The following is an 11733-nucleotide window of genomic DNA, read 5'->3' on the forward strand; positions in this document are numbered from 1 at the left end:
AGTCGCAATCGCAGGGGGAGGCACACGGCCATGCGTATTCCTGCGTATTCCCCCGCCACCGGCTTTCCCCGAGAATACCGGCATGACTTCGCGCCCCGCTTCCCTCGCCACCGCCCTGCCGCACTGGCAGGCAGACCTGCAATTGGTCTTCGCACACGCGGGGGCGCGCACGGTCCTGCAGCACAACCGCCATCGCGGGCCCTTGCGCGTGCAGAAGGCGCTCTACCCGGAAGGCGAAGCGGTGTGCCAGGCCATCGTCCTGCATCCTCCATCGGGCATTGCCGGTGGCGATCATTTGCAGATCACGGTCGAGGTCGGCAGCGGTGCGCATGCCCAGCTGACCACGCCCGGTGCAGGCAAGTGGTATCGCAGCGGCGGCGTTCCCGCGAGCCAGCAGATCGACCTCAGCCTCGCACCCGGCGCCAGTCTGGAATGGCTACCTCAGGAGAGCATCGTCTTCGATGGTGCTGAGGCGCGCATGCAGACGCAAGTTCGCCTTGCCGCAGACAGCCGTTACCTGGCCTGGGACATCCTGTGCCTGGGTCGGGCCGCCAGCGGCGAGCGCTTCGAGCGAGGCGAAATCGGCCTGTTTTATCGCGTCGACCGTCAGACGGCAGACGCCGGGCAGCGCAACCCCGCCCGCCCGATCTGGCTTGAGCGCGGCAGCATTGCCGGGGCGGACAGCATGCTCGGCAGCCCTGCGGGCTGGGCCGGGCATACGGTGTGCGGCACCCTGCTCTGCAGCTTTCCCACGCTGCCGCAGGAAGCGCCTGCCCTGCTGGCCGCCTTGCGTGCCATCACGCCTGCCGACGATGCCCTGCATGGCATCACCTGCCTGCCCGACTTGCTGCTGGCCCGTTACCTCGGCGACAACAGCGAGGCGGCCCGATTGTGGTTCACCGCCTTGTGGCACATCCTGCGTCCGGCCTGTTTCGGCCGCCCGGCCGTCATCCCCCGAATCTGGCAGACCTGAGGCAGAGAAGATGCGCCATCCGAGCCCACAGCAACGCCAGACGCGCACGCCCATCCCCCCCTTTCACGACCAAGAGGCCGCCTCATGGAATTAACGCCCCGCGAAAAAGACAAACTGCTCATTTTTACCGCCGGTCTGCTCGCCGAGCGGCGCATGGCCAAAGGCCTGAAACTCAATTACCCGGAAGCCGTGGCACTGATCACCTGCGCCATCATGGAAGGCGCCCGCGAGGGCAAGACCGTCGCCGACCTGATGCACGAAGGCACGCAGGTATTGAGCCGCGCCGACGTGATGGACGGCATCGCCGAGCTGATCCCGGAAATCCAGGTCGAGGCTACCTTCCCGGACGGCACCAAGCTGGTCACCGTGCATAACCCCATCGTTTAACGGAGAACGCCATGATCCCCGGAGAACTCCTCGCCGAACCCGGCGAACTCGAACTCAACGCCGGCCGCCCGACCATCACGCTGGTTGTGGCGAACACTGGCGACCGGCCGATTCAGGTTGGCTCGCACTATCACTTCTTTGAAACCAACGCAGGGCTGAGCTTCGACCGCAACGCCGCACGCGGCTACCGCCTCGACATCGCCGCCGGCACCGCCGTGCGCTTCGAGCCGGGCCAGACGCGCACCGTGCAACTGGTCGCGCTGGCCGGCGAACGCAAGGTTTACGGTTTCCGCGGCCTCGTTCAGGGAGCACTGTGATGAGTACGAAAATTTCCCGTCAGGCCTACGCCGAAATGTTCGGCCCCACGACCGGCGACTGCCTGCGTCTGGCCGATACCGAGTTGATCATCGAGGTCGAGCAGGACTACACGATCTACGGCGAGGAAGTGAAATTCGGCGGCGGCAAGGTCATCCGCGACGGCATGGGCCAGAGCCAGCGCGTTTCCGCAGAGACCGTCGATACCGTGATAACCAACGCGCTGATCGTCGATGCCGTGACCGGCATCGTCAAGGCCGACATCGGCCTCAAGGACGGCCGCATCGCCGCCATCGGCAAGGCCGGCAACCCGGACATCCAGCCCGGCGTGAGCATCGTCGTCGGCCCCGGCACCGAAGTCATTGCCGGCGAAGGCATGATCGTCACCGCCGGCGGCATCGACAGCCACATCCACTTCATCTGCCCGCAGCAGATCGAGGAAGCGCTGAATTCCGGCGTCACTACCATGATCGGCGGCGGCACAGGGCCGGCGACCGGCACTTTCGCGACGACCTGTACCCCCGGCCCGTGGCACATCCACCGCATGCTCGAAGCCGCCGAGGCCTTCCCGATGAACCTCGGTTTCCTCGGCAAGGGCAACGCCAGCCTGCCGGAAGCCCTGCGCGAGCAGGTCGAGGCCGGCGTCATCGGCCTCAAGCTGCATGAGGACTGGGGCACGACGCCGGCCGCCATCGATTGCTGCCTGTCGGTCGCCGACGAGATGGACATCCAGGTCGCCATCCATACCGACACGCTCAACGAATCCGGCTTCGTCGAGGCGACCATCGACGCCTTCAAGGGCCGCACCATCCACACCTTCCACACCGAAGGCGCGGGTGGCGGCCACGCGCCGGACATCATCAAGGCGGCCGGGCTGCCCAATGTTCTGCCCAGCTCGACCAACCCGACCATGCCCTACACGGTGAATACCATCGACGAGCATCTCGACATGCTGATGGTCTGCCACCATCTTGACCCGAGCATCGCCGAGGACGTCGCCTTCGCCGAAAGCCGCATCCGCCGCGAAACGATTGCCGCCGAAGACATCCTGCACGACTTGGGCGTCTTCTCGATGATGTCGTCCGACTCGCAGGCCATGGGCCGCGTCGGCGAGGTGATCATCCGCACCTGGCAGGCGGCGCACAAGATGAAGCTGCAGCGCGGCACGCTGCCGGAAGACAACGCGCGCCACGACAATTTCCGGGTGAAACGCTACATCGCTAAATACACGATCAACCCGGCGCTGACGCACGGCATTGCGCACACCGTCGGCTCCATCGAAGTCGGCAAGCTGGCCGACCTGGTGCTGTGGAAACCGGCTTTCTTCGGCGTCAAACCTTCGCTGATTTTGAAGGGCGGCATGATCGCCGCCGCCGCGATGGGCGACCCCAACGCCTCGATCCCGACGCCGCAGCCGGTGCATTACCGGCCGATGTTCGGCAGCTTCGGCAAGGCGCTGAAAACCTCGGTCACCTTCGTCTCACAGGCCGCCTTGAAGAATCCGGCGGTCAACGCCCTGGGACTACAAAAACCGCTGGTCGCCGTCTCCGGCTGCCGGGGCATCCAGAAAGCCGACATGGTGCACAACGGCGCCACGCCGGAGATCAGCGTCGATCCCGAAACCTACGTGGTCAAGGCCGACGGCGTCCATCTAGTCTGCGAACCGGCCGCTGAACTGCCGCTGGCGCAGCGTTACTTCCTGTTCTGAGACGGTATGCAGCACTGGCTTTACCTTGCCGTGGCAATCGTCAGCGAAGTCATTGCCACCTCGGCACTCAAGGCGGCCGAGGGCTTCACCCGCCCCTGGCCGTCGCTGCTGGTCGTGATCGGCTACGGCATCGCTTTCTATTGCCTCTCGGTCGTACTGCGTACGCTGCCAGTCGGAGTCGCTTACGCCATCTGGTCCGGCGTCGGCGTTGCACTGGTCGCCCTGGTCGGCTGGCTAGTCTATGGCCAGTCACTCGACCTGCCGGCCATCCTAGGCCTCGGCTTGATAGTCGCCGGCGTCGTCATCCTCAACGTTTTCTCGAACACTGTCGCTCACTGATCGCCATGCTCATTTTCAACCAACGCACTTCCGCCCCCGCCACCGATACAGTGGCGCTGGCCTACGATGCACGCAAACGCAGCCGGCTCAAGGTCACGCTCGCATCCGGGCTGGCTGCCGGCATTTTTCTCGAACGCGGCGATCATCTGCACGGCGGCGACCGGCTCATCGCCGAAGATGGCAGTACGGTCGTGGACATCCTCGCCGCCCCGGAAAAGCTGATTGAGGCCGTGGCCGACAGCCCGCTGCTCTTCGCCCGCGCGGCCTATCACCTTGGCAACCGTCACGTACCGGTGCAGCTCCTGCCGACAGACAGCGGCGGTCTGCTGCGTTTCCAGACTGACCATGTCCTGGCCGAGATGGTGCGCGGCCTCGGCTGCACGGTGCGCGACGTCGAAGCCCCCTTCCAGCCCGAATCCGGTGCCTATGGCGCGCACGGCGGACATCATCACCATGGCGACGCGCCGGAGCAGGCCGACCTGCACAACCCCGGTCACGGTCCACATCGCTCCGTGCCGAAAATCCACGAGTTCAAACCGCGTTGACCGCCGCCCTGCAACTAACCCGCCTGCTGCAACTGGCCAGCCCGACCCTGCCGGTCGGTGCCTACACCTATTCGCAAGGCCTCGAATGGGCGGTGGAATGCGGCGTCATCCGGGATGAAGCCAGCTGCGCGCGTTGGATCACGGACCTGCTCACGCACGGTATCGGTCGCTATGAAGCACCGCTCGTCGCAGCACTGATGCGGGCCTGGCAAGCCGATACAGACGAAGCGCTGCTACGGCTCAATGACGACTTTCTGGCCAGCCGGGAATCGGCCGAATTGCGTGCTGAAACCGTGCAGATGGGCTTTTCCCTGCATCGCCTGGTGCGCGATTTGCGCGATCCCGGCCTGTCGACCGTCGAAGCACGCCTGGCTGCATTGGCAACACCGGCTTTTCCGACTGGCTGGGCCGGCATGGCAGCGGCCTGGCAGATCGATCCCGCCGATGCCCTGACCGCCTACCTTTGGTCATGGGCAGAAAATCAGGTCATGGCCGCACTCAAGGCCGTACCGCTCGGCCAGGCCAGCGGCCAACGCCTGCTCGCCGAACTCGGCGGACTGATCCCGTCGGTGACGGTCGACGCCCTCAGCCTGCCCGAAAGCGCATGGTCGAACTTCACCCCGGGGTTCGCCATCGCCTGCGCCCGTCACGAAACCCAGTATTCCCGTCTCTTCAGATCCTAGGAAACCCCATGAGCAAACAAGCCCTGCGCGTCGGTATCGGCGGCCCCGTCGGCTCCGGCAAGACCGCCCTCACCCTCGCCCTGTGCCAGGCCCTGCGCGACAAGATCGACATGGCCGTGGTCACCAACGACATTTACACCGCCGAAGATGCCAAATTCCTGGTCAACCACTCGGCGCTGGCGCCGGAGCGCATCATCGGCGTCGAAACCGGCGGCTGCCCGCACACCGCCATCCGCGAAGATGCGTCGATCAACCTGGAGGCGGTCGACCGCCTCCAGCGGGCATTTCCCGGCGTCGAACTGATCCTCGTCGAATCGGGCGGTGACAATCTGGCCGCAACTTTTTCCCCCGAACTTTCCGACCTAACCCTCTATGTGATCGATGTTGCAGCGGGCGAAAAAATCCCGCGCAAGGGCGGTCCCGGCATCACCAAATCCGACCTGCTGGTCATCAACAAGATCGACCTCGCACCCATGGTCGGCGCCTCGCTCGAGGTCATGGCCGCCGACGCCACGGTACAACGCGGCACACGCCCTTTCGTCTTCTCCAACCTGAAAACAGGCGAAGGTCTGGATCGCATCATCGATTTCATCCTGAGCGAGGGCATGCTGCGCTAAATGCGATGCTGCAGCGCACCAAATCGGCGCCCCCTATCCGCCTGAGCACCAGCATTGTTCTAACCCAAGTAACCCGAGTCGCCCACAAAACAAAATTTTTCATACAAAACAAACACTTAAAACAAAACATCAAACTGGAATGATTTTCGCTAGATAGGACGACCCCGACACGGTCCATCCGGATTTTCAGGAGCGTCCATGCCCATCGAACAACAACTCGAAATCGCCCAATTGCTGGCCCGCTTCAAGCTCCAGGTCAAACGGACGCTGGCCCAAAGCGTCGACCTGGAAAAACTGACCCGAGACCCGGCCTACGCCCGACAACGTCTGGCCGAGATTGAAGAAGACGCCGCCGACGAAGGGCTGCTGGTCATGGTGCTCAGGCTGCGCGACCTGCTGCTGCCGCCGGCCAGCCCCCCGGCGGCCGAGCTTGCACCGGCCATCCCGACCACACCGGCGGCAGCGCCGACGGTCAACAGCAAGGAAACCCGCAATTACCTGATGGGCGCTCGCGCCTGGTAAGCGCCGAGCGCGCACCGGTGTGCAGCACATCGGCATCGCCCATGGCGGGCTGCTGCCCCTGCCTTATCCCCAAAACCTGTGGATAAGCATGTGTGAAGCTTCGGGACGAATGCCTCAGGTTACTGAGCAAACAGGCTTTTTCTTGCGCTGCTCATGATTTGGGCAGCCTCGCCATCGCGGGCGCGCCCGGCTCGTGCTTGCCCAGGGAATCAGCCAGGAAATCCATCAGCACGCGCACGCGATGCGGCACCTGGCGGTTGGTGGGCAGCATGGCATAGATGCCGAGGGCCGGTGTGGCGTGGTTTTCGAGGATCTGGACGAGTCGACCGTCGGCCAGGTAGTCATCGACAATAAAGTCCGGGTGGCAGGTAATGCCCATGCCGCGCACCGCAGCCTCGACCAGAACTTCGCCGTTGCTCGCATTGATGCGGCTACGTACCGGCACCCCGACGCTCGCGCCATTCTGGATGAACAGCACATCGCTGCGTCCGGCCAGGGTGTAGCCCAGATACGCGTGATCGGACAAATCCGCCGGTACCTGCGGTCGACCGTGACGCGCCAGGTAATCCGGGGATGCCACCACTTTCATGTGACTGGTACCCAGCTTGCGTGCCACGTCACCCGGCCCCAGTTGCCGGGTCACGCGGATGGCAAGATCGATCCCTTCTTCGATCAGGTTCATGCGCCGGTCGCTGTAATCCATGTCCAGGGAGACTTCGGGATAACGCGCAGCGAAATCCAGGAGCAGCGGCGCGACGCGGCGCACGCCAAAACTGAGCGGCAGACCGAGGCGGATCGGCCCGCGCGGCGCGGCCTGCTCGGCCGCGATATCGGTTTCCGCCGCCTCCACCAGATTGAGAATGACCCGGCATTTCTCCAGGTAAGCCGATCCGGCCGAGGTCAGGGTCAGGCGACGGGTGCTGCGCACCATCAGCTTGCTGCCCAGATGCGCCTCGAGCGCGGCGACCTGCCGCGTGACCACGGAACGAGCCACCCCCAGTTGCTGCGCCACGGCAGCGAAGCTCCCCAACTCCGCCACACGGACGAATAAATGCATGGCCTCCAGTCGATCCATCACCCCTCCATTGTTGCCATTTTGACAACATTGATTTCCACATTGTCACCTATTTTGCACCAAACAATCCGCCTAAAGTACACCCATCGACATTCAGCACGCTCACCACCATGACTGCCACCGTTTCCCCCCGCCTCCCCAGCCTCTTCGTCCCGCACGGGGCGCCGACTTTTGCACTGAACCCGGGTGCCGCCGGGGCTGCACTGGCTCGTCAGGCCGACCAATTGCCGCGACCGCGCGCCATCCTGATCATCAGCCCGCACTGGATCACCGACATGCCGACCGTCGGCACGGCTGATCGCCTGGACACCATCCATGATTTCTGGGGCTTTCCCGAACCCCTCTATGCCTTGCGCTATCCCGCCACCGGGTGCCGCGAAGCCGCCGATGCCGTGCATGATGCCCTGCGTGCCGCCGGCCTGCCGGTCACCCGCGATGCCGAGCGTGGCCTCGATCACGGCGCCTGGGTCCCGCTGCGCCTGATGTATCCGGATGCGGACATCCCGGTCGTCCCGCTCTCCCTGCCCGCGCAGCACGGCCCCGAATTCGCCTACCGCATGGGTCAGGCACTCACCCCGCTGACCGGCCAAGGCTTTTTGATCATCGGCTCCGGCAGCCTCACGCACAACCTTCGCGATTTTCAATCGGCCTGGCAGAACGGCGGGCAGACACCGGCCTATGTCCGCGCCTTTGCCGACTGGCTGGCCGAGCGCGCTGACGACAACGATGTTTCGGTGCTGCTCGATTACCGCCGCCAGGCGCCGGATGCGGTGCGCGCCCATCCGAGCGAAGAGCATCTGCTGCCCTTCTTCATCGCCCTCGGTGCAGCCGGCAGCACCGCCCGCGCCGAACGTTTCCACCGTGGCATCGACGATTACGTGATCGCCATGGACGCCTACGCATTTTTGCCCCGTTAAGGAGGTCGACCGTGACCCACGCCCCCCGCTATACCCGCACCGCCCGCCTGCTCCACTGGCTGATGGCCGCTTTATTGATCGGCCTTCTGGGCCTGGGCTTTTACATGCATGACCTGCCGCTCTCTCCGGAAAAACTGCAGTTGTACGCGTGGCACAAATGGGCCGGCGTCAGCGCCTTCCTGCTCGCCGCCCTGCGCCTCGGCTGGCGCCTGACCCACACGCCGCCCGCACTGCCGGGCAGCATGCCGGTCGCCCATCGCCTGGCCGCGCATGCCGGTCACGCCCTGCTCTACGTGCTGATGTTCGCCATTCCGCTCAGCGGCTGGCTGATGAGTTCGGCCAAAGGCTTCCAGACCGTCTGGTTCGGCATCCTGCCGCTGCCCGATCTCCTGAGCAAAGACAAAGCGCTCGGCGACCTGCTCGCGCAGGCCCATCTCATCCTCAACCTGGCGTTCGTCGCCATCCTGGCCGGTCACATCGGCGCGGCACTGAAACACCACTTCATCGATCGGGACGACATCCTGACCCGCATGCTGCCCCAACGCTAATTTTGGAGAACCTCTCATGAAACACATCCGCCCCCTGATCGGCAGCGCCGCGCTGCTCACCGCCCTCGGCGCACACGCCATCGAATACACCCAGGTCCAGCCGGAGAAAAGCGCCCTGAACTTCAGCTACCAGCAGATGGGCGTCAAGATGGACGGCCAGTTCCGCAAATTCGCCGCCACGCTGAACTTCGACCCGGCCAAGCCGGCAGCCGCCAAAGCCAGCTTCGAGGTCGATCTGGCCAGCGTCGATACCGGCTCCAGCGAAGCCGACCAGGAAGTCGCCGGCAAGCCCTGGTTCAACACCAAGCTTTTCCCGACCGCCCGCTTCGTCTCGAGCGAAGTCCGCCCGCTCGGCGGCAACCGCTACGAGGTCGCCGGTCAACTGACGATCAAGGGCAAAACCCAGCCGGTCGTCATCCCGGCCACTGTCAGCACCCTGGGCAAGAACGCCCAGTTCGACGGCGGTTTCACGCTGCGCCGGGGCGATTTTTCGATCGGCGAAGGCAGCTGGGCCAAGTTCGACATTGTTGCCAACGACATCCAGCTCAAGTTCCGCATCACCGCTTCCAGCAAGTAACCCCCCTCACCCTTCAGGAGAAATCATCATGCAAAAAACCCTTACCGCCCTCCTCCTCGCCTCGGCCGTCTCCCTGCCCGCCCTGGCTGCCCCGGAAACCTTCGCCATTGAAGGCACCCACACCTACCCGCGCTTCTCGTACAGCCACTTCGGCTATTCGACCCAGTTGAGCCGCTTCGACAAGACCACCGGCACCATCGTCTTCGACAAGGCCGCCAAGACGGGGACGGTCGACATCGTGATCGACACCAAATCGGTGAACACCGGCTTTGCCACCTTCAACGAGCACATTCAGGGTGAAGACTTCCTCGACACCGCCAAGTACCCGACCGCCACCTTCAAATCGACCAAGGTCGTGTTCGAAGGCGACAAGCCGGTGGCCGTGGAAGGTAACCTGACCCTGAAAGGCGTCACCCGCCCGGTCACGCTGACCGTCACCTCCTTCCAGGCCATGCCGCATCCGATGATGAAGAAGGACGCCATCGGCGCCAACGCCTGGACCGTGGTCAAGCGCTCCGAATTCAACGCCGGCAAGTACGCCCCCTACGTCGGCGACGAAGTCCGCATCGACATCGCGGTCGAAGCCATCAAGCAGTAAGCCGGCACCTCGCCAGCTCAGGCGGGCCGACCTTGCCCTGGCGGGCGGGTCGGCCCGCGGCATTTGGGCGACCCGCCGCAAACGGGTAGAATCCTGCTCCAATGTCCTGATCGCACGGCCTTTTCCGTGCCGGGACGACCGTCCCTGCCCTGCGCCGATCGCTGCGCGGCGGCAACTTGATTTCCAGCGTTTTTCCGGATTCCGTCCTTCATGAAGCCCGTTCGCACCCGTTTCGCCCCCAGCCCCACCGGTTACCTGCACATCGGCGGCGCCCGCACCGCCCTCTTCTCCTGGGCCTATGCCCGTCGCCACGGCGGCACCTTCGTGCTGCGCATCGAAGACACCGATGTTGCCCGCTCGACGCCCGAAGCCGTGCAAGCCATCCTCGACGGCATGGCCTGGCTGGAACTGACCCACGACGACGGCCCCTACTACCAGATGCAGCGCATGGATCGCTACAAGGCGGTCATCCAGGAAATGCTGGCCCAGGGCCATGCCTACTACTGCTATACCAGCAAGGACGAACTCGACGCCCTGCGCGCCGAGCAGGAAGCCCAGAAGATCAAGCCGCGCTACGATGGCCGCTGGCGTCCGGAAGACGGCAAGACCCTGCCGACCCCGCCGACCGACGTGCCGCCGGTGGTCCGCTTCAAGAACCCGAAGGGCGGCGTGGTGGCCTGGGACGACGCGGTCAAGGGCCGCATCGAGATCAGCAACGACGAACTCGACGACCTGATCATTGCCCGCGCCGACGGCACCCCGACCTACAACTTCTGCGTCTGCGTCGACGATTGGGACATGGGCATCACCCATGTCATCCGCGGTGACGACCACGTGAACAACACACCGCGCCAGATCAACATCCTGAAGGCACTGGGCGCCGAAGTGCCGACCTACGCCCACCTCTCGATGATCCTCGGCGACGACGGCGCCAAGCTCTCCAAGCGCCATGGCGCGGTCTCGGTCATGCAGTACGACGAAGACGGTTTCCTCAAGGAAGCGGTCATCAACTATCTGGCCCGCCTCGGCTGGTCGCACGGCGACGACGAAGTCTTCTCGCGCCAGCAGTTCGTCGAATGGTTCGACCTCGACCACATCACCGCCTCCGCCGCCCAGTTCAACACCGAAAAGCTGCTCTGGTTGAACCAGCATTACATGAAGCAGTTGCCGGCTGCCGAGCTGGCCGCCAAGGTCAAGCCGCGCCTCACCGCGCGTGGCATCGACACTGATGCCGGCCCCTGCCTGGAAAAAGCCGTCGCGCTCTATGTCGACCGCTGCAACACGCTGAACGTCCTGGCCGATGCGGTCGAAGTTTTCTACAAGCCAGTGAACCCGTCTGCAGAACTGCTCGCCCAGCACCTCTCGGACGAAGCCCGCCCGGCCCTGGCCGACTTTGCCGCCGGGATCGCCGACGTGACCTGGGAAGCCCCGGCCATCAACGCGCTGATCAAGGCCTGCGTCACTCAGCACGGCCTGAAAATGCCCAAACTGGCCATGCCGCTGCGTGTTCTGCTGACCGGTCAGGCACAGACCCCGTCGGTCGACGCCGTGGTCGAACTGATCGGCCGCGACGGCGTGCTGGCCGCCCTCGGCAAAAATCTTTAAAAAAATCCCAAAAGGCCCTTTACAGCGAGGTTTCACCTCTCTATAATGCGGCCTTCTTTCGAGGGGGTATAGCTCAGCTGGGAGAGCGCTTGCATGGCATGCAAGAGGTCCGCGGTTCGATCCCGCGTACCTCCACCAAGAAAGAAACGCAGTTTTGTCCGGGTCCCCATCGTCTAGAGGCCTAGGACACCGCCCTTTCACGGCGGTAACCGGGGTTCGAATCCCCGTGGGGACGCCAAGATTTAAGCGCGGAGTGGTAGTTCAGTTGGTTAGAATACCGGCCTGTCACGCCGGGGGTCGCGGGTTCGAGCCCCGTCCACTCCG

General features: G+C 64.2%; 15 protein-coding genes and 3 tRNA genes. 17 read left to right on the forward strand and 1 reads right to left on the reverse strand.

The window, feature by feature from the left end; all coding sequences use genetic code 11:
- The first annotated feature begins 82 nt into the window (after positions 1-82).
- The 9 genes from AACO21_RS13945 (at position 83) to AACO21_RS13985 (ending at position 6089) form a co-directional block, all read left to right on the forward strand.
- The gene (locus AACO21_RS13945; protein ID WP_346193135.1) at positions 83-973 is read left to right on the forward strand and encodes an urease accessory protein UreD; all 891 of its coding nucleotides are present in this window, start codon (positions 83-85) and stop codon (positions 971-973) included.
- An 84-nt stretch (positions 974-1057) separates the two neighbouring features.
- On the forward strand, positions 1058-1360 hold the full coding sequence (gene ureA / locus AACO21_RS13950; RefSeq protein WP_346193136.1) for an urease subunit gamma: 303 nt from the start codon (positions 1058-1060) through the stop codon (positions 1358-1360).
- A gap of 11 nt (positions 1361-1371) precedes the next feature.
- On the forward strand, positions 1372-1677 hold the full coding sequence (locus tag AACO21_RS13955; RefSeq protein ID WP_346193137.1) for an urease subunit beta: 306 nt from the start codon (positions 1372-1374) through the stop codon (positions 1675-1677).
- A complete protein-coding gene (gene ureC, locus AACO21_RS13960; protein ID WP_346193138.1) occupies positions 1677-3383 on the forward strand; it encodes an urease subunit alpha in 1707 nt (568 codons plus the stop codon). Before AACO21_RS13955 ends, ureC begins: the two co-directional genes overlap by 1 nt.
- A gap of 6 nt (positions 3384-3389) precedes the next feature.
- On the forward strand, positions 3390-3722 hold the full coding sequence (locus tag AACO21_RS13965; RefSeq protein ID WP_346193139.1) for a multidrug efflux SMR transporter: 333 nt from the start codon (positions 3390-3392) through the stop codon (positions 3720-3722).
- A 5-nt stretch (positions 3723-3727) separates the two neighbouring features.
- A complete protein-coding gene (ureE, locus tag AACO21_RS13970; protein ID WP_346193140.1) occupies positions 3728-4267 on the forward strand; it encodes an urease accessory protein UreE in 540 nt (179 codons plus the stop codon).
- The gene (locus tag AACO21_RS13975; protein ID WP_346193141.1) at positions 4264-4950 is read left to right on the forward strand and encodes an urease accessory protein UreF; all 687 of its coding nucleotides are present in this window, start codon (positions 4264-4266) and stop codon (positions 4948-4950) included. The genes ureE and AACO21_RS13975 overlap by 4 nt, the downstream gene beginning before the upstream one ends.
- Positions 4951-4958: 8 nt before the next feature.
- On the forward strand, positions 4959-5567 hold the full coding sequence (ureG, locus tag AACO21_RS13980; RefSeq protein WP_346193142.1) for an urease accessory protein UreG: 609 nt from the start codon (positions 4959-4961) through the stop codon (positions 5565-5567).
- 198 nt (positions 5568-5765) lie between these two features.
- Positions 5766-6089, forward strand: a complete 324-nt coding sequence (locus tag AACO21_RS13985) for a hypothetical protein (RefSeq protein ID WP_346193143.1) — start codon at positions 5766-5768, stop codon at positions 6087-6089.
- A 151-nt stretch (positions 6090-6240) separates the two neighbouring features.
- Here the strand turns inward: AACO21_RS13985 and AACO21_RS13990 are convergent, their stop codons facing one another.
- Entirely contained in the window at positions 6241-7164 is a 924-nt protein-coding gene (locus AACO21_RS13990) for a LysR family transcriptional regulator (protein WP_346193144.1), read from the reverse strand.
- 110 nt (positions 7165-7274) lie between these two features.
- On the opposite strand from AACO21_RS13990, the gene AACO21_RS13995 reads away from it, so the two are divergent.
- From AACO21_RS13995 to AACO21_RS14030, 8 genes are all read left to right on the forward strand, one after another.
- Positions 7275-8081, forward strand: coding sequence for a class III extradiol ring-cleavage dioxygenase (locus AACO21_RS13995; RefSeq protein WP_346193145.1), 807 nt, complete (start codon positions 7275-7277; stop codon positions 8079-8081).
- An 11-nt stretch (positions 8082-8092) separates the two neighbouring features.
- Positions 8093-8629 carry a cytochrome b gene (locus AACO21_RS14000; protein WP_346193146.1) on the forward strand — a complete coding sequence of 179 codons (537 nt, stop codon included), beginning with the start codon at positions 8093-8095 and terminating at the stop codon, positions 8627-8629.
- Positions 8630-8645: 16 nt separating this feature from the next.
- Complete coding sequence (locus AACO21_RS14005; protein WP_346193147.1) at positions 8646-9206, forward strand: YceI family protein; 561 nt, start codon at positions 8646-8648, stop codon at positions 9204-9206.
- Between the two features lie 28 nt (positions 9207-9234).
- Positions 9235-9804 carry a YceI family protein gene (locus AACO21_RS14010; RefSeq protein WP_346193148.1) on the forward strand — a complete coding sequence of 190 codons (570 nt, stop codon included), beginning with the start codon at positions 9235-9237 and terminating at the stop codon, positions 9802-9804.
- A 210-nt stretch (positions 9805-10014) separates the two neighbouring features.
- The gene (gene gltX / locus AACO21_RS14015; RefSeq protein ID WP_346193149.1) at positions 10015-11409 is read left to right on the forward strand and encodes a glutamate--tRNA ligase; all 1395 of its coding nucleotides are present in this window, start codon (positions 10015-10017) and stop codon (positions 11407-11409) included.
- Between the two features lie 62 nt (positions 11410-11471).
- Positions 11472-11547, forward strand: a tRNA-Ala gene (locus AACO21_RS14020).
- 24 nt (positions 11548-11571) lie between these two features.
- Positions 11572-11647 (forward strand) — tRNA-Glu (locus tag AACO21_RS14025).
- A gap of 12 nt (positions 11648-11659) precedes the next feature.
- Positions 11660-11733, forward strand: a tRNA-Asp gene (locus AACO21_RS14030).

It is taken from the genome of Dechloromonas sp. ZS-1 (assembly GCF_039649255.1).
Lineage (GTDB): Bacteria > Pseudomonadota > Gammaproteobacteria > Burkholderiales > Rhodocyclaceae > Azonexus.

What these genes read in the sequence shown, in the direction of transcription:
- AACO21_RS13945 (WP_346193135.1), top strand. Translation starts at nt 83, where the DNA reads ATGACTTCGCGCCCCGCTTCCCTCGCCACCGCCCTGCCGCACTGGCAG.
- ureA (WP_346193136.1), top strand. Translation starts at nt 1,058, where the DNA reads ATGGAATTAACGCCCCGCGAAAAAGACAAACTGCTCATTTTTACCGCC.
- AACO21_RS13955 (WP_346193137.1), top strand. Translation starts at nt 1,372, where the DNA reads ATGATCCCCGGAGAACTCCTCGCCGAACCCGGCGAACTCGAACTCAAC.
- ureC (WP_346193138.1), top strand. Translation starts at nt 1,677, where the DNA reads ATGAGTACGAAAATTTCCCGTCAGGCCTACGCCGAAATGTTCGGCCCC.
- AACO21_RS13965 (WP_346193139.1), top strand. Translation starts at nt 3,390, where the DNA reads ATGCAGCACTGGCTTTACCTTGCCGTGGCAATCGTCAGCGAAGTCATT.
- ureE (WP_346193140.1), top strand. Translation starts at nt 3,728, where the DNA reads ATGCTCATTTTCAACCAACGCACTTCCGCCCCCGCCACCGATACAGTG.
- ureG (WP_346193142.1), top strand. Translation starts at nt 4,959, where the DNA reads ATGAGCAAACAAGCCCTGCGCGTCGGTATCGGCGGCCCCGTCGGCTCC.
- AACO21_RS13985 (WP_346193143.1), top strand. Translation starts at nt 5,766, where the DNA reads ATGCCCATCGAACAACAACTCGAAATCGCCCAATTGCTGGCCCGCTTC.
- AACO21_RS13990 (WP_346193144.1), bottom strand. Translation starts at nt 7,164, where the DNA reads ATGGATCGACTGGAGGCCATGCATTTATTCGTCCGTGTGGCGGAGTTG.
- AACO21_RS13995 (WP_346193145.1), top strand. Translation starts at nt 7,275, where the DNA reads ATGACTGCCACCGTTTCCCCCCGCCTCCCCAGCCTCTTCGTCCCGCAC.
- AACO21_RS14005 (WP_346193147.1), top strand. Translation starts at nt 8,646, where the DNA reads ATGAAACACATCCGCCCCCTGATCGGCAGCGCCGCGCTGCTCACCGCC.
- AACO21_RS14010 (WP_346193148.1), top strand. Translation starts at nt 9,235, where the DNA reads ATGCAAAAAACCCTTACCGCCCTCCTCCTCGCCTCGGCCGTCTCCCTG.
- gltX (WP_346193149.1), top strand. Translation starts at nt 10,015, where the DNA reads ATGAAGCCCGTTCGCACCCGTTTCGCCCCCAGCCCCACCGGTTACCTG.